The sequence below is a fragment of the Segeticoccus rhizosphaerae genome, from assembly GCF_005222685.1.
In the GTDB taxonomy this organism is placed as follows: Bacteria; Actinomycetota; Actinomycetes; order Actinomycetales; family Dermatophilaceae; genus Segeticoccus; species Segeticoccus rhizosphaerae.
Map to the genome: position 1 here is coordinate 1 of NZ_SWMA01000054.1, position 16,304 is coordinate 16,304.

General features: G+C 70.8%; 12 protein-coding genes and 1 pseudogene. 3 read left to right on the forward strand and 10 right to left on the reverse strand.

What is annotated here, in order from left to right; genetic code table 11:
• The 3 genes and pseudogenes from FCN22_RS20305 to FCN22_RS20315 form a co-directional block, all read right to left on the reverse strand.
• Positions 1-504, reverse strand: a pseudogene (locus FCN22_RS20305) (hypothetical protein); the annotation flags it as partial.
• A gap of 161 nt (positions 505-665) precedes the next feature.
• Positions 666-1,415, reverse strand: a complete 750-nt coding sequence (locus tag FCN22_RS20310; RefSeq protein WP_137123384.1) for a TIGR03936 family radical SAM-associated protein — start codon at positions 1,413-1,415, stop codon at positions 666-668.
• Positions 1,416-1,446: 31 nt separating this feature from the next.
• The gene (locus FCN22_RS20315) at positions 1,447-3,450 is read right to left on the reverse strand and encodes a TIGR03960 family B12-binding radical SAM protein (protein WP_238384872.1); all 2,004 of its coding nucleotides are present in this window, start codon (positions 3,448-3,450) and stop codon (positions 1,447-1,449) included.
• Between the two features lie 86 nt (positions 3,451-3,536).
• On the opposite strand from FCN22_RS20315, the gene FCN22_RS20320 reads away from it, so the two are divergent.
• Positions 3,537-4,517: an MBL fold metallo-hydrolase gene (locus FCN22_RS20320; protein WP_137123385.1), complete on the forward strand. Its 981-nt coding sequence runs from the start codon at positions 3,537-3,539 to the stop codon at positions 4,515-4,517.
• Positions 4,514-4,948, forward strand: coding sequence for an MmcQ/YjbR family DNA-binding protein (locus FCN22_RS20325; RefSeq protein WP_137123386.1), 435 nt, complete (start codon positions 4,514-4,516; stop codon positions 4,946-4,948). Before FCN22_RS20320 ends, FCN22_RS20325 begins: the two co-directional genes overlap by 4 nt.
• On the opposite strand, the gene FCN22_RS20330 is transcribed toward FCN22_RS20325, so the two are convergent.
• From FCN22_RS20330 to FCN22_RS20340, 3 genes are all read right to left on the reverse strand, one after another.
• The gene (locus tag FCN22_RS20330) at positions 4,939-6,780 is read right to left on the reverse strand and encodes an AMP-dependent synthetase/ligase (protein WP_137123387.1); all 1,842 of its coding nucleotides are present in this window, start codon (positions 6,778-6,780) and stop codon (positions 4,939-4,941) included. The genes FCN22_RS20325 and FCN22_RS20330 overlap by 10 nt on opposite strands.
• A gap of 105 nt (positions 6,781-6,885) precedes the next feature.
• Complete coding sequence (rodA, locus tag FCN22_RS20335) at positions 6,886-7,998, reverse strand: rod shape-determining protein RodA (protein WP_238384874.1); 1,113 nt, start codon at positions 7,996-7,998, stop codon at positions 6,886-6,888.
• Positions 7,999-8,012: 14 nt separating this feature from the next.
• A complete protein-coding gene (locus FCN22_RS20340) occupies positions 8,013-8,996 on the reverse strand; it encodes a bifunctional riboflavin kinase/FAD synthetase (RefSeq protein WP_238384875.1) in 984 nt (327 codons plus the stop codon).
• A 110-nt stretch (positions 8,997-9,106) separates the two neighbouring features.
• Between FCN22_RS20340 and lpdA the strand changes: the two genes are divergently transcribed.
• Positions 9,107-10,501 carry a dihydrolipoyl dehydrogenase gene (gene lpdA / locus FCN22_RS20345; RefSeq protein ID WP_137123390.1) on the forward strand — a complete coding sequence of 465 codons (1,395 nt, stop codon included), beginning with the start codon at positions 9,107-9,109 and terminating at the stop codon, positions 10,499-10,501.
• A 103-nt stretch (positions 10,502-10,604) separates the two neighbouring features.
• On the opposite strand, the gene FCN22_RS20350 is transcribed toward lpdA, so the two are convergent.
• The 4 genes from FCN22_RS20350 to infB all read right to left on the reverse strand — a co-directional run bounded on the left by FCN22_RS20350 (position 10,605) and on the right by infB (position 16,266).
• Complete coding sequence (locus FCN22_RS20350; protein ID WP_137123391.1) at positions 10,605-12,260, reverse strand: cyclic nucleotide-binding domain-containing protein; 1,656 nt, start codon at positions 12,258-12,260, stop codon at positions 10,605-10,607.
• A gap of 89 nt (positions 12,261-12,349) precedes the next feature.
• A complete protein-coding gene (gene truB / locus FCN22_RS20355) occupies positions 12,350-13,294 on the reverse strand; it encodes a tRNA pseudouridine(55) synthase TruB (protein WP_137123392.1) in 945 nt (314 codons plus the stop codon).
• Position 13,295: 1 nt separating this feature from the next.
• Entirely contained in the window at positions 13,296-13,757 is a 462-nt protein-coding gene (gene rbfA / locus FCN22_RS20360) for a 30S ribosome-binding factor RbfA (protein WP_137123393.1), read from the reverse strand.
• Positions 13,758-13,869: 112 nt separating this feature from the next.
• Complete coding sequence (gene infB, locus FCN22_RS20365; RefSeq protein ID WP_137123394.1) at positions 13,870-16,266, reverse strand: translation initiation factor IF-2; 2,397 nt, start codon at positions 16,264-16,266, stop codon at positions 13,870-13,872.
• Between the last annotated feature and the right edge of the window lie 38 nt (positions 16,267-16,304).

Sequence of the window (16,304 nt, forward strand, 5' to 3'; positions counted from 1 at the left end):
GATGTCGCACGAGGAGGCCTTCGACTCCTGGATGTGCACGTTCGGGTCCAGCGTCACCCCGAGCAGGTCGTTGGCGCGGCGCCGACGGGGCGCCACCGGGTCCGGCGCCTGGAAGAGGACGCCCACGGCCGGGGCAGGGGGCCGGTCGTCCCGGTCCGCCTGCGCTGCCGAAGGCTCAGGGGCAGCGCCCTCGTCGGCGGCGGCTGACTTCTTGGCAGCCCGCTTGCGTGGCGCTGCCGTCGCTGCCGTGCTGGCCTTCTTCGTCGCCTTGCGCGGTACCCGCTTGGCCGCCGTCTTGGCGGGCTCGACCGAATCACCGTCCGCTGAGCCGTCGGGCTGCTCGGGTGATGCTGTGGCCACAGGGGCCTGCGCCTTCTTGGTGGCCTTGCGTGGGGCGCGCTTGGCGGCCTTCCTGGGCGGCGTGGCGGACTCCGCAGGTGCCGGCGAATCGGCGTCGCCCGGGGCGTCGGGTGCTGCGGAGAAGAGATTGTCGTCAGATGCCATGTGGGGCGTCTCCCGTCAGCCACGGGACGGGACCACACCGGGGCCAACCGGCCCTCGCCATCCGCGTGGTGCGCGGTGTTCGTCGTCCTCCCGCGGGAGCGGGATGACGGAAGTCGTCGAGCTACAGCTGGCCCGGCTCGCGCAGGGTGCGCGTCACCAGCTCAGCTGCCGTCGACGTCCCGGTCGGCGGCCAGTGGATCAGCCACCCTCGCGGTTGCGGGGTGCAGCGGGCCCTGAGCCAGCCGGGTCACCAGGGGTGGTGCCGGCGGCACGAAGTCAGCCACTGCTCGCAGCGCGGTGAGAACATCGTCGGGGCGCACGGCCGGTGTGGTGTGCCGTACGACCATCTGCAGTATCGCACACGAACCGTCCTCCGACCCCGACGCGGCCAACGACACGATGGCCCCGCGGACGTCGAAGGTTCGAGGCCCCTTCTTGAACAGTCGCGTCACCTCGTGACGGTCCTGCGCCAGCAGCGCGGCGACCGCAGCCTCGGCCCGACTGACGGACAGCCCGGTGCAGACCAGCTCCCACTGACTGGCCTCCAGCCGGTCGGCGAGCGCCCCCGTGCCCGCCTCGACCACCTCCAGGACGTCGAGCCCGCGAGGGAGCGCCTCGTCGAGCGCCGCGCGCACCCGCTCCGGGTCGACCCGGTCCGTCACCGAGATCTCGAAGTACTCCGCCTCGCTGGCCGTGCCCGTCGGGGCCGCGTTGGCGTAGGAGATCTTCGGATGGGGGTGGAACCCGGCCGAGAAGGCCATCGGCACGTCCGCCCGGCGCAGCGCCCGCTCGAGCGCGCGCTGGAAGTCGCGGGTCGAGGAGAACCGCAGGCGCCCGCGCTTGGCGTAACGCACGCGAAGCTTCTGCACCGCGGGATCGGGCTCGGGTCCGTCAGGGGTGCGCTTGGCCATGGCCGGAGGGTACCCGCGTGGACGGGACGGGTCAGGGCCGCTCGAGCAGGGCCGGCTGCCCCGATCCGACGACGGTGAGGGGAAGCAGCTTCTGGCCGGTCGGGCCGACCTCGATGTCGGTGCCCATCTGCGGGCACACCCCACAGTCGAAGCACGGCGTCCACCGGCAGTCGTCGACCTCGGTCTCGTCGAGGGCGTCCTGCCAGTCCTGCCACAGCCATTCCTTGTCGAGGCCCGAGTCGAGGTGGTCCCAGGGCAGGACCTCGGCCTGACCGCGCTCGCGGGTCGTGTACCACGCGACGTCGATGTCCCAGGGCAGCTCCGCGAAAGCCTCGCCGGCGCAGCGCATCCAGCGTTCGTAGGAGAAGTGCTCGCTCCAGCCGTCGAACCGGCCCCCGTCACGCCAGACGGCCTCGATGACCCGGCCGACCCGGCGGTCTCCGCGGGAGAGGAGTCCTTCCACGATGCCGGGCTGGCCGTCGTGGTAGCGGAACCCGATCGCTTTCCCGTAGCGCTTGTCGGCCCGCAGGGCGTCGCGCAGCTGGTGCAGCCGCGCGTCCGTCTCCTCCACACCCAGCTGCGCGCACCACTGGAACGGGGTGTGCGGCTTGGGCACGAAGCCGCCCACCGAGACGGTGCACCGGATGTCCCGCTGCCCGCTGACCTGGCGGCCGGTCTCGATGACGCGCTGGGCGAGGTCGGCGATCTGCAGGACGTCCTCGTCGGTCTCGGTCGGCAGGCCGCACATGAAGTAGAGCTTGACCTGCCGCCAGCCCGCGCCGTAGGCCGCGGCCACCGTCTTGATCAGGTCCTCCTCCGTCACCATCTTGTTGATGACCTTCCGGATCCGCTCGGAGCCCCCCTCGGGCGCGAACGTCAGCCCCGACCTGCGCCCGTTCCTGGTCAGCTCATTGGCCAGGTCGATGTTGAACGCGTCGACCCGCGTCGAGGGCAGCGACAGGCCGGTCTGGGTACCCTCGTAGCGATCAGCCAGACCCTTGGTGATGTCGGCGATCTCGCTGTGGTCGGCGCTGGAGAGCGAGAGCAGGCCGACCTCCTCGAACCCGGTGGCCGCCAGGCCCCTCTCGACCATCTCGCCGATACCGGTGATCGAGCGTTCGCGCACGGGCCGGGTGATCATGCCCGCCTGGCAGAACCGGCAGCCTCGGGTGCAGCCACGGAAGATCTCGACCGACATGCGCTCGTGGACGCTCTCCGCGAGCGGCACCAGCGGTCGCTTGGGGTAGGGCCAGGCGTCGAGGTCCATGACCGTGTGCTTCGAGACCCGCCAGGGCACCCCGGGCTCGGTCGGCACCACCCGCTTGATCCGCCCGTCAGGCAGGTAGTCGACCTGGTAGAACGCCGGGACGTAGACACCGCCGGTCCGGGCGAGGTCGCGCAGCAGTCCTTCTCGACCGCCGGGGCGTCCCGCGGCCTTCCAGGTCGTGACCAGGTCGGTGACCATGAGCACGGCCTGTTCGCCGTCTCCCACGATGGCCGCGTCGATGAAGTCCGCGATCGGCTCCGGGTTGAAGGCCGCGTGACCACCGACGATGACAAGGGGGTCGTCATCGACACGGTCCTGCGACCGGAACGGGATGCCGGCCAGGTCCAGCGCGGTGAGCATGTTGGTGTAACACAGCTCGGTGGAGAAGGAGAGGCCGAAGATGTCGAAGTCGCGCACGGCGCGGTGCCCGTCGACGGTGAACTGCGGCAGTCCGTGAGCCCGCAGCAGGTCCTCCATGTCCGGCCACACGGCATACGAACGCTCGGCCAGGGCGTCGGCACGTTCGTTGAGCACCTCGTAGAGGATCATGACGCCCTGGTTGGGCACGCCGACCTCGTAGGCGTCGGGATACATGAGTGTCCACCGCGCGGTGAGCTCGTCGCCGTCCGGGCCGAAGCCTCCGCAGTTCCAGTCCTTGACCTGAGAGTTGAGCTCCCCGCCCACGTACTGGATCGGCTTGCCCACCTGCTCGAAGAGCGGCTCGAGCAGGGGGTAGAGGGACTCTCCCGGCAGTGTGGCAGCAGACATGTCCTCCAGCCTAACCGCGCGCCGTCAACTGGCCGCCCGCCGAATTGAGGGCGACGGTCCGGCCCGTCCGGCCTAGCATGGCCGCGATGAGCACTCCCGCGACCCACTTCTCCGGCGACGCGCCGGTCCCGCCCGACCTGGACATCGTGTGGGCGCACGGCGCTCCGACCCAACGGCAGGACACGGATCCGCCGATCCAGACGCACTGGGTCGACGCCAGCACGGCGGTGCTGCGACAGAGCAAGGCAGTCTCGGCGGAGGCGCCCTTCCTCTACCTCTTCCTCGGCGACGACCGGGCGATCCTGCTCGACACCGGCGACGCCGCGGAGAGCGAGCGGTGCGACGTGGCCGGTGCCGTCGATGGCCTGGTCGTCGACTGGCAGGCGAACCATCCACGCCCGGGGGACGCGCCGCCATACGAACTGGTGGTCGCCCACACCCATGCCCACCACGACCACATCAAGGGCGATCCGCAGTTCGCCGGGAGGCCGGCCACGACGGTCGTCGGCTCGGACCTCGACTCGGTGCGGGACTTCTTCGGCTTCACCCGCTGGCCGGCCGAGGTCGTGACCTTCGACCTGGGTGGACGGGCGCTCGAGATCACGGGGATCCCCGGCCACCACCGGACGTCCATCGCCGTCCACGATCCCTGGTCGGGCCTGCTGGTGACCGGTGACACCGTCTACCCGGGACGGCTCTACGTCGAGGACATGCCCGCTTTCGTGGACAGTCTCGAGCGGCTGGTCGAGCTGTCCGCCAGCCGTCGGGTCACGGCGGTGATGGGCTGTCACCTGGAGATGAGCGGCACCTCCGGACGCGACTTTCCGTTCGGTGCGCGCTATCAGCCGGACGAGGCGCCGCTGCCGATGACCGTGGACCAGCTGGTGCGGCTCCGCGACCGAGCCCGGCAGGTGGCCGACCGCCCTGGGCAACACCGGTTCGACGACGTGGTCATCTACAACGGCCGGTCGACGCTGCCCATGCTGCGTCTTGTCGCGCGCGGCGGACTGGCCACGGCTCGACGCCGGATGTCCTCGGTCCTTCCCCGTCGCCGAGGCCGATCGTGAGTGGTGGGGCCGACCCGTTGGAACGCCTGCGGCGTCTGTGTCTGGCACTCCCCGAGGTGACCGAGCGGCTCAGCCACGGGGAGCCGACGTGGTTCGTCCGCGACAAGAAGACCTTCGTGATGTATGCCGACCACCACCACGACGAGCGACTCGCCTTCTGGGCTGCGGCGCCCGAAGGAGCCCAACAGGTGCTCGTCACCAGCGGCCCCGAACACTTCTTCCGGCCGCCGTACGTCGGCGGGCGCGGCTGGGTCGGTGTCTACCTGGACGTCGACGTCGAATGGGACCACGTCGAACGCATCGTCGAGGACGCCTATCGGCGCGTGGCCCCGAAGCGACTTCTCGCGGCGCTCGACTCGGCCGGCTCGTCGCCGGTGACCTTGACTCCCAAATTGGTGACCCGCGACGCGGACGCCGACGATCAGACGTAAAGGCCGTCGAGCTCCGCCTGGTACTTCTTGGTCACGACCCGACGCTTGAGCTTGAGGCTCGGGGTCAGCTCGCCGGCCTCCACGGTGAGGTCGTGGTCCAGGATCATGAACTTCTTGATCGTCTCCCAGCGGTTGAGCTGCGTGTTGAGCTCGTCGATGTAGCCCTGCACCATCTCCCGCGCCTGCGGCGAGCTGACGATCTCGGCATACGAACGTCCTTGCAGGCCCTGGGTCTTCGCCCACTGCTCGATCGCCTCCGGATCGAGCGTGACCATGGCCGAGACGAAGTTGCGCCCGTCGCCCTCGATCACCAGCTGGCTCGCGTAGGGGCACAGGCCCTTGAACATCGCCTCGATAGCCGAGGGTGCGACGTACTTGCCGTTCGAGGTCTTGAACAGGTCCTTCTTGCGGTCGGTGATCCGCAGGAAGCCCCGGTCGTCGAGGTTGCCGATGTCGCCGGTGCGGAACCAACCGTCCTCGTCGATCGCCTCCCGCGTGGCGTCCTCCAACCCGTGGTAGCCCCGCGTCACCGCCGGCCCGCGCAGCAGCACCTCGCCGTCGTCGGCGACCCGCACCTCGGTGCCCGGAAGCGCCCAGCCCACACTGCCGATGTCATAGCCACCGGGGTAGGGCCGGTTGACGAAGGCGGCGGCGCTGGTCTCGGTGAGTCCGTACCCCTCGAGGATGAGCATGCCCACCGCGTCGAACCACTGCGCCACGTCCCGGTTGAGCGCCGCCGACCCCGAGATGAAGAACCGCACGCGCCCACCGAAGCGCTCTCGAACGGTCCGCAGCACGAGCCGGTCGGCGACGGCGTGCTGGGCAGCCAACAGCGCGCCCGGTTTGCGTTCCTGCAGCCGCAGCTCGGACACCTTGCGACCGACCCCCACGGCCCAGTGGAACAGCGTGGCCTTGATGCCACCCTCGCCGTCGATCATCGTGTTGACCCGTCCGTAGGCCTTCTCGAAGATCCGCGGTGCTGCGCCCATGAAGGTCGGCTTGACCACCGCGAGGTTGTCGACGATCTTGTCGACCCGTCCGTCCACCGCCGTGGGGAAGCCCACCTGGAGGGGCAGCATCAGCAGGACCTTGCCGAAGACGTGGGCGAGCGGCAGCCAGAGGAACTGCAGGTCGTCCGGCGAGAGGATGCCGATGGCGTCCACCGCCGCTCCCTCGTAGGTCCACGCGGAGTGCGGCAGCCGCACGCCCTTGGGCCGGCCGGTGGTGCCCGAGGTGTAGATGATCGTGGCCAGGTGCTCAGGGACGAGCGCGTCGATACGGGAGTCCACCACGCCCGGCTCCCGCTCGAGCCGCTGCCGGCCGAGCTCCTCGAGCTGCGCCAGCGTGATGACCCACTCGTCGTCCGGCGTGCCGTCGATGGTGACGACCTTGACGACGTCCGGCAGCTCGCTGCGGTGCTCGCGCAGCTTGGCGAGCTGGGCGTCGTCCTCCGCGATGACCACCCGGCTGCCCGAGTCGGCCACGATGTAGGTGACGTCCTCGGCCGAGGTGGTGGGGTAGACCGTGGTGGTCGCGGCACCGGCGCACATGACGGCGAGGTCGCCCAGCACCCACTCGACACGGGTGGCGGAGGCCAGCGCGACCCGCTCCTCCGGCTCGATCCCGAGCTCGATCAGTCCCGCCGCCAGGCGGTAGGCCCGGGTCGCCGACTCCTCCCAGGTGAGGGACCGCCACTCCTCGCCCACCGGATAGCGAAAGGCCTCGTGGTGGGGCGTGGCACGCACCCGGTCGCGGAACACGTGCCCCACGCTCGGGGCGCGGTTGTCGATCAACGCATGGTTGACGGTCTCGTCCTGCACGGAACGAACCATGGGGCCCTCCTGGTCGCGATGGTCCGGAGCCGGATCATCTCAGGAGAACCGTCGAAGCGCACACCCCGGGGCACAAAAGTGACCGGTCGGTAACCGGCTCGGTCCTCAGCCCCGGCGCAGGCTCGCGAGGTGTGCGTTGTTCAGCAGGCCCACGGCCAACCAGCAGGCGAACATGCTCGAGCCACCGTAGGAGACGAACGGCAGCGGGAGCCCCGTGACCGGCATCAGCCCGAGGTTCATCCCGACGTTCTCGAAGACCTGGAAGATGAGCCAGCAGGCCACGCCGACCGCCACCAACCGGCTGAACGCGTCCTCGGTCCGGACCGCGATGACCAGCGCACGGACCACCACGAACCCGAGCACCAGCAGGAGCCCCGCCGCGCCGAGGAATCCGAGCTCCTCCCCCGCCACCGAGAACACGAAGTCGGTTTGCTGGAACGGGATGAACCCGCCCTGCGTCTGTCGCCCCTGGAACAGGCCCTTCCCGCCCCAGCCTCCGGAGCCGATCGCGATCCGCACCTGCCGCGTCTGGTAGCCGATGCCGGACGGGTCGGCCTCCGGGTGTGCAAACGCGACGAGGCGGTCGCGCTGGTAGGCGCTGAGCAGCGGCGTGGTGAGGGCCACGGTGATCCCCACCGCGACCAGGCCGACGGCCCCGAGCACCCATCGTCTCGGCGCCCCAGACACCGCGATCACGCCGAGGGCGAGCGCGCCCAGCACCAGCGCGGAGCCGAGGTCGGGCTGCAGCATCACCAAACCGATCGGTATGCCGGCCACGAGCCAGGCGAGCGCGACGTCGCGGTGCGAGGGGGGCCGGTCACGGTCTCTTCCCTCGGCCAGGATCATGGCCAGCCCGATGCACAGCGCCACCTTGGCCAACTCGGAGGGCTGGACCGAGAAGCCGCCCGGCAGCTCGATCCAGGAGCGCGAACCGTTGATCGTCGAACCGACGGGTGAGAGCACGAGCCCGAGCCCGAGCAGGGAGGCGAGGTAGACCCACGGTGCCCAGGCGCGCAGCCCCCGAAAGTCCAGGCGCGTGACGGCGGCCGCCAGGACCACGCCGATCGCGGTGTTGATCAGGTGTCGCACGGCGAGGGCGCTGCCCAGCTGGTGCCGGGTCGCCGACCAGACCAGGACCGCGCCGATGAGGGACAGGCCGAGCGCGGCGATCACCAGGCCCCAGTCGGTGCGCGCCCAGACCAGCCCCGGGCGGTCCACCGAGCGCACAGCCGTCAGGGAGTGGCGCGGGAGTCGGACGGGCCTGACCGTGGCAGGCCGAGCACGGTACGGGTGCGCTCGACGTCGTCGGCCATCTGCAGCAGCAGGCTCTCGATCGACTCGAAGCGGTCGTTGGAGCGCAGCCGGGCCGCGAACTCGATGGCGACGCGCTCGTCATACAGGTCGAGGTCGGTGCGGTCGAGGACATAGGCCTCGACGGTGCGCTCCACGTCATCGAAGGTGGGGTTGGTGCCGACCGAGATCGCGGCGGGCAGGCGCCGCTCGGGCTCGTCGGCGGGCCGGTCGAGGCGCACCAGCCACCCGGCATACACGCCGTCGGCCGGCACCAGCCCGGCGCTGTCGCCGGCCAGGTTGGCCGTGGGGAAGCCGAGCTCGCGGCCACGGTGGGCTCCGTGCACGACCACCCCCGCAACCCGGTGCAGGCCGCCGAGGACGTCGGCGGCGTGCTCGACGTCGCCGGCGGCGATGGACGAACGCACCTGCGTCGAGGACCAGCGGTGGCCGTCGCCGACATCCCCGAGCACGACCACCTCGAATCCGAGCTGGGCGCCGAGCTCACGCAGCGTGTCCACGTCGCCGGAGTTGTGCACGCCGAAGCGGGTGTCCTTGCCGACCACGACCACACAGGCGCCGAAGGGCTCCACGAAGTACTGCTTGACGAACTCCTCGGGGCTCAGCTGGGCGAATTCCCGCGAGAACGGCTGCACCAGCACCCCGTCCAGGCCGGTGGACTCGAGCAGCTCGAGCCGATGGGCCAGGTCGGTGATCGGCTCCGGGGCGCGCTCGGGGTGCAACACGGCGAGCGGGTGCGGGTCGAAGGTGATGGCCACCGCGTGGGCCGAGCGCTCCCGGGCCAGCCCGACCACCGTCGTGAGGACCGCCCGGTGCCCGCGGTGGACGCCGTCGAAGTTGCCCAGGGTCAGCACACACGGCCCGAAGCCCGGCGGGATCTGGGAGAGGTCGGTCCATCGCAGCACGTCCGACACTCTAATGGCGGGGCGTCCCCGTCCCGCAGTCCGCCGTCCCGCCCGACCGGAGCCACGGAGCGGGGTGGGCGCGCCGCAACGGGACCGCATACATTGTCCCCATGAGCTCTCACTTCGACGTTGTGGTGCTGGGTGCCGGACCGGGCGGGTATGTGGCAGCCATCAGGGCTGCACAGCTCGGCCTGTCGACGGCCATCGTGGAGGAGAAGTACTGGGGAGGTGTCTGCCTCAACGTCGGGTGCATCCCGAGCAAGGCCCTGCTGCGCAACGCCGAGCTGGCCCACGTGTTCAACCACGAGGCCAAGACCTTCGGCATCTCCGGCGAGGCGACCTTCGACTTCGGCGCGGCGTTCCAGCGCAGCCGGACCGTCGCCGACGGACGCGTCAAGGGCGTCCACTTCCTGATGAAGAAGAACAAGATCACCGAGTTCGAGGGACGCGGCACGTTCACCGACGAGCACACCCTGCAGGTGGCGCTCGGCAAGGGCGGCGAGGAGACCCTGACGTTCGACCACTGCATCATCGCGGCGGGCGCCAGCACCAAGCTCCTGCCCGGCACGACCCTGTCCGACCGGGTCGTGACCTACGAGGAGCAGATCATGACCGAGGAGCTGCCCGGCTCCATCGTGATCGCCGGCGCCGGCGCGATCGGCGTCGAGTTCGCCTACGTCCTCGCCAACTACGGGGTCGAGGTCACCATCGTCGAGTTCCTCGACCGGATGGTGCCGCTCGAGGACCCCGAGGTCTCCAAGGAGCTGGCCAAGCAGTACAAGAAACTCGGCGTGAAGGTGCTCACCTCGACCAAGGTCGAGTCGATCGACGACTCAGGCGACAGGGTGAAGGTCACCGTCAGCAAGGACGGCAAGGAGCAGGTGCTCGAGGCCGACAAGGTGCTGCAGGCGATCGGGTTCGCGCCCAACGTCGAGGGCTACGGCCTCGAGGCGGCGGGCGTGAAGCTCACCGACCGCGGTGCCATCGACATCGACGGCTTCATGCGCACCAGCGTGCCGCACATCTACGCCATCGGCGATGTCACGGCCAAGCTCATGCTCGCCCACCTCGCCGAGTCCATGGGCATCGTCGCGGCCGAGACGATCGCCGGTGCGGAGACCATGGAGATCAACTACGACATGGTCCCCAGGGCGACCTACTGCCAGCCGCAGGTCGCGGCCTTCGGCTACACGGAGGAACAGGCCAAGGAGCGCGGGCACGAGGTCACGGTGGCCAAGTTCCCGTTCATGGCCAACGGCAAGGCGCACGGCCTCGGCGACCCCTCCGGTTTTGTCAAGATCGTGGCGGACGCCGACACCCACGAGATCCTCGGGGCCCACATGATCGGCGCCGACGTCGTCGAGCTGCTGCCCGAGCTGACGCTGGCGCAGCAGTGGGACCTGCGCACCACCGAGGTGGCCCGCAACATCCATGCCCACCCGACGCTGAGCGAGGCCCTCAAGGAGGCCGTGCACGGCATCGAGGGGCACATGATCAACTTCTGAGTCCTCCTCGTGGGACGACCCCTTGGCTTCCGTGCCCGTCGGTATGACGTCTCCCGGCGGGCGGCTGGTGAGCGCCCAGGTCGGCGTGGCGGTGTCCACGGCCTCACGACTGGTCGCCCGCCCCATCCGCGTCGCGCGCCTCTCGCACGTCCCAGCCGCGGTCCGGATCGCCCGAGAGCCGCTGCGTCGCGATCTCGTCGGCCGCCACCGCACTCACCCGGTTGCCGGTCACGGCGCTGAGGAAGTCGACCCGCCCCAGCGCGAGCGTCGCCAGGTCCGAGCCGGCCGTCACCGTGGCGGTCCGCGGCAGGTCTCGCAGCAGCGCGATCTCGCCGAAACCGTCCCCGACCCCGAGGGGAGGGCGAGGGACCCCGTGCACGGTCACGTTCGCCGTCCCGCTCTCGATGAGGTGGAAGACGTCGGCCGGTTCGCCCTCGACGATGACCTCGGCACCGGCCACGTAGCGCCGCCGCTCGGCCACCGCCAGCAGCTGCTCGACGGACACCAACGGCAACGGCGTGAACTGCGGCAGGCCACGCAGCAGCTCGAGCTCGGGGCCGGGCGCCGGCATGGCACGGTCCACCCGGTGGCAACGGACGGCATACAGGCCTGCAACCGCCAGCAGCACCAACCCGAGGAACAGCAACGTCCGCCCTGTGCCGGCGGCTCTCGCCAGCGACGGAGCCGCGAACGACCCCAGGGCGGAGGCGCCGAAGATGATCAGCTCGAGGGCACTGAGGGCACCGGCGGCGTGCCGCTGACCGACGACCCGCGGGATCAGCGTGTAGAGGCCGCCGTCCTCCATCGCGTTGCCGATGCCGATGACGAAGAACGCGGCGTATGCCGTCGCGGGCGTCGGCCAGAGCCCCAGCACGACGAGCGGCAGCCCCCACAGGAGGATCCCGCCGCAAAAACTGCGTGCCAGCCGGGTGACCCGCAGGACCGACGAGGCGATGACGCCGCCCGTCAGGCCGCCCAGGCCGATCATGGCGGTGAGCCAGCCCACCGCCCCGTCGTCCAGGCCGAGGACGTCCAGCGAGAGGACCACCACCAGCACCAGAAGCACGCCGCGGGTGAAGACCTGCAGCGCGGTCATCACGATGGCGCCGCCGTGTGGGATCACCCCGTTGAGCTCGGCCGCGCCCGCGAGCATGTCCCGCGGGCCGCCACCTCGTCCCGCGGTGCTCCTCACGGCCTCGGGTGGCAGCCGCAGCAGCCGCAGTGCCACCGCTGCCCCGGCCACGAGTGCGGCACCCGCGACCAGTCCCGCGCCGGGACCCCAGAGGATCAGCAGCAAGCCACCTCCGGCCGGCCCGACCAGGGCTGCCGCGTTCTCCACCATGGTGGCCCGCACGTTGGCGGTGCTCAGCTCGGCGGGTGTGCGCACCAGCCAGGGCGTCATCACCGCCTGCACCGGGCGGTAGGACCCGGACAGGGACGCTGCCAGGCAGGTCGGCACGATCACCAGCACCGGCCCCAGACCGGCTAGGACGGCGAGGGCCGACGCCGCGACGAGCACCGCCCGCGCCCCAGTCGTCACGCGCAGCAGCCGATCCAGCCCGAGCCGCACGCCGAGGCCGGTCACGACCGGTGTGGTCACCGCGGCCGGGAGCACGGAGGCGACGCCGTAGACCGCGACCAGTGCTGCGCCACCCGTCTGGAAGGTGTAGACCAGCATCGCGACATGGGTCACGAGGGCGCCCGCCGTCGAGAGGCCCCAGCCGAGCAGGACGCGTCTGACGTCCGGCAGACCGCGCATGGTCCACCTTCCCGCCCCGGCTGCGGCCGGGCAACCACTTCTCCCGAATCAGCGGCGACGCTTCCGCCCAGCTCGAGCCGGCCGGTGGATCAGGAAGGAGCGAAGACCACGTGCGTCCGGGCCAGCGTGGCGCTCTCGTCGAGCATGGCGACCAACCTGCCGTCCGGCGCGATCGCGGCAACCGGTTCGTCGCGCTGCCGGCTCGACGGGATCCGCTGGCCATGTCCCACCGCCACCGCCTCCGCCTCGGACAGCTCACGCACTGCGAACGACTCGCGCGCCGCCTGCGCCAACGAAATGAGCGGTATGACGGATCCCGCCCCCTCCCCGGCCCTCTCCTGTTGCTCGGCCTCCCACGCCTCCTGCAGCTGGCCGAGGGGATGCGCCTGCTCCAGGCCGAACCGGCCCACTCGTGTCCGCCGTAACGCAGTGAGGTGTCCCCCGGCCCCGAGGGCCGCCCCGAGGTCGCGGGCGAGCGCCCGCACATAGGTGCCCGAGGACACGTCGACCACGACGTCGACGTCACGCACGACCAGACCACCGACCTCGTGGACCCGCTGCCCGCGAACCTCGAACCGGCTCACCGTCACTCGCCGGCCCGGAAGCTGGACGTCCTCACCCGCGCGGACCCGGGCGTAGGAGCGCTTGCCGTCGATCTTGATCGCGCTCACGGCGCTGGGGACCTGCTCGATGTCCCCGGTCAGCGCGCACACGGCCCGCAGCACCGCGTCGTCGGTGAGGTGGGTGACGTCATGCGCCTTCGTGACCTCGCCCTCGGCGTCGTCGGTGATGGTCGACAGCCCCAACCGGATCGTCGCCTCGTAGGACTTGTCGCAGCCGACCAGGAAGGTCAACAACTTGGTGCCGCGGCCCACCCCGAGCACGAGCACACCGGTCGCCATCGGGTCGAGCGTCCCTGCGTGTCCCACCCGGCGGGTCGCACAGAGGCGCCGCGAGCGAGCCACGACGTCGTGGCTGGTCCACCCGGCCGGCTTGTCGATGACCAGCAGGCCGTCACCGACCGATGCCGGCACGTCAGGAACGCTCGCCACCCTCGCCTGCGCCCGGTTGTTCCTCGACGGGCGGGCGCTTGTAGGGGTCGGGGTCGCCGGCGTGCTTGGCCTTCGCGGCCGCCGCGGCGAGCTCCGCGTCCCGCAGCTTGGCCTGGACCAACAGGTCCTCGAGGTGGGCCGCCCCCTCCGGGATCGCGTCGGCGATGAACTCGATGCTCGGGGTCAGCCGGATGCCCGTGCCCTTGCCGACCGCCGTGCGGATCTTGCCGCGCGCGGCCTCGAGTGCCGCCGCCGTGTCGGCCCGCTCGGCCTCACCGCCGAAGACGGTGTAGAAGATCGAGGCGTGCTGCAGGTCGCCGGTCACCCGCACGTCCGTGATGGTGACGAAGCCGAGGCGCTCGTCCTTCACGCGGTGCTCGAGGTACTCCGCCACGATGACCTTGATGCGGTCCGCGACCTTGCGTGCCCGTGCCGGATCAGCCATGACCCTCACCCTCTCAGTTGCCGGTGCCCCGGGGGGACAACCCCGTGTGCCGTGTCGACCGCCCGCGAGGGTGACCATGCGGTATGCCGCATGGTCACCCTCGCGAGGATGGTCAGGTGCGGGGCTTCTCGCGCAGCTCGTGCGTCTCGATCACGTCACCGACCTTGATGTCGTTGAAGTTGCCGAGGTTGATGCCGCACTCGAAGCCCTCGCGGACCTCGGTCACGTCGTCCTTGAACCGGCGCAGTCCGGAGATCTCGAGCTTCTCGGAGACCACCGTGCCGTCGCGGACGAGGCGGGCCTTGGTGCCACGCCTGATCTCGCCGGAGCGGACGATCGAGCCGGCCACGTTGCCGAACTTGGAGGAGCGGAAGACCTCGCGCACCTCGGCCGTGCCGAGCTGCACCTCCTCGAACTCCGGCTTGAGCATGCCCTTGAGCGCCGCCTCGATCTCCTCGATGGCCTGGTAGATCACCGAGTAGTAGCGGATCTCGACGCCCTCGCGGTCGGCCACGTCGGCGTTCTGGCCCTCGGCCCGGACGTTGAAGCCGATGATGATCGCGTCCGAGGCCATCGCGAGGTTGATGTTGTTGAGCGTGATCGCACCGACACCGCGGTCGATGATGCGCAGGTCGACCTCGTCGCCCACGTCGATCTGCAACAACGCGTCCTCGAGGGCCTCGACCGAACCCGACACGTCACCCTTGAGGATGAGGTTGAGGGTCTCGACCTTGCCCGCGGCGAGCGCCTCGGTGAGGTCCTCCAGGCTGATCCGCTTGCGCGCCTTGGCGAGCGAGGCCTGCCGGTCGGCAGCCTCACGCTTCTCGGCGATCTGGCGAGCGGTGCGGTCGTCCGGAGCCACGAGGAACGTGTCACCGGCGCGGGGCACCGAGGCGAGACCGAGGACCTGGACCGGCCGCGACGGACCGGCCTCCTGGACGTTGTCGCCGTGCTCGTCGAGCATGGCGCGCACGCGACCGTGGGCGCTACCCGCGACGATGCCGTCACCGACGCGCAGCGTGCCGCTCTGGACCAGGACCGTGGCGACCGCACCGCGGCCGCGGTCGAGGTTGGCCTCGATCGCGACACCACGCGCGTCCTTGTCGGGGTTGGCCCGCAGGTCGAGCGCGGCGTCCGCGGTGAGCAGGACTGCCTCGAGCAGCTGGTCGATGTTCTGCCCCTCGCGGGCCGAGACGTCGACGAACATCGTGTCGCCGCCGTACTCCTCGGCGATCAGGTTGTACTCGGTCAGCTGTTGACGGATCTTCTGTGGGTTGGCGTCCGGCTTGTCGATCTTGTTGACGGCCACCACGATCGGCACGTCGGCCGCCTGCGCGTGGTTGAGCGCCTCGATCGTCTGCGGCATCACGCCGTCGTCGGCCGCCACCACGAGGATCGCGATGTCGGTCACCTTGGCACCACGGGCACGCATGGCGGTGAACGCCTCGTGACCGGGGGTGTCGATGAAGGTGATCGCTCGATCTTGGTCCTCGTGGTTGGTGTGGATCTGGTAGGCACCGATGTGCTGGGTGATCCCACCGGCCTCGCCCTCGGCGACCTCCGCGTGACGGATGGCGTCGAGCAGCCGGGTCTTGCCGTGGTCGACGTGGCCCATGACGGTGACCACGGGCGGCCGCGGCTGCAGGTCCTCGTCGTCCTCCTCAGCGGACTCCGCGTCGAGGTCGATGTTGAACGAGCTGAACAGCTCGCGCTCCTCGTCCTCGGGTGAGACCACCTGGATCTCGTAGCCGAGCTCGGCGCCGAGCAGGCGGAAGGTGTCCTCGTCGAGCGACTGCGTCGCCGTCGCCATCTCACCGAGGTGGATGAGCACGGTCACCAGGCTCGCCGGGTCGGCGTTGATCTTGTCGGCGAAGTCGGTCAGGGACGAACCGCGACGGACCCGCACGATGGTCGAGCCGTCGCCGCGAGGGACGCTGACGCCGCCGATCGAGGGCGCCTGCATCTGCTCGAACTCCTGGCGCTTGGCCCGACGCGACTTGCGACCGCGCACGGGACGGCCTCCACCGCGCCCGAAGGCACCCTGGGTGCCGCCGCGGCCACCGGGACCGCGTCCGCGGAAGCCGCCGCCGCCACCGGGACGACCGCCGAAGCCACCACCACCGCCGCCGGGGCGACCGCCGCCACCCGGACGGGCGGGACGCTGACCTGGACGGCCGACCGCAGCGCGGTCGGGCATCATGCCCGGGTTGGGGCGCGGTCCGCCGGAACGGGCCGCGGCACCACCTGGACGGGGGGCGCCGGGGCGCGGGCCGGCCGAGCCGGTGCCCGAACGCGGCGCCTGCGGCCGGGGCATGCCCTGGCTCGGGGCGAAGGGGTTGTTGCCCGGACGTGCGGCAGCCGAGCCACCGTCGCGCCCCGAGGACCGGGATCCGCTGCGCGGCATGCCCTGGCTCGGGGCGAACGGGTTGTTGCCCGGACGCGGTGCGCCGGGCCGGGGCGCTGGCCGGGGACCGGAGACGTCGCGATCGACCTGATGGTCGCACCGCACCAGTCCAACCGACCGCAACGCAGCGCCCGCGCCGCTCA

Coding starts and splice junctions, on each gene's coding strand:
- FCN22_RS20310 (WP_137123384.1), bottom strand. CDS start 1,415: ATGGCCAAGCGCACCCCTGACGGACCCGAGCCCGATCCCGCGGTGCAG.
- lpdA (WP_137123390.1), top strand. CDS start 9,107: ATGAGCTCTCACTTCGACGTTGTGGTGCTGGGTGCCGGACCGGGCGGG.
- FCN22_RS20320 (WP_137123385.1), top strand. CDS start 3,537: ATGAGCACTCCCGCGACCCACTTCTCCGGCGACGCGCCGGTCCCGCCC.
- rbfA (WP_137123393.1), bottom strand. CDS start 13,757: ATGGCTGATCCGGCACGGGCACGCAAGGTCGCGGACCGCATCAAGGTC.
- FCN22_RS20350 (WP_137123391.1), bottom strand. CDS start 12,260: ATGCGCGGTCTGCCGGACGTCAGACGCGTCCTGCTCGGCTGGGGCCTC.
- FCN22_RS20315 (WP_238384872.1), bottom strand. CDS start 3,450: ATGTCTGCTGCCACACTGCCGGGAGAGTCCCTCTACCCCCTGCTCGAG.
- FCN22_RS20330 (WP_137123387.1), bottom strand. CDS start 6,780: ATGGTTCGTTCCGTGCAGGACGAGACCGTCAACCATGCGTTGATCGAC.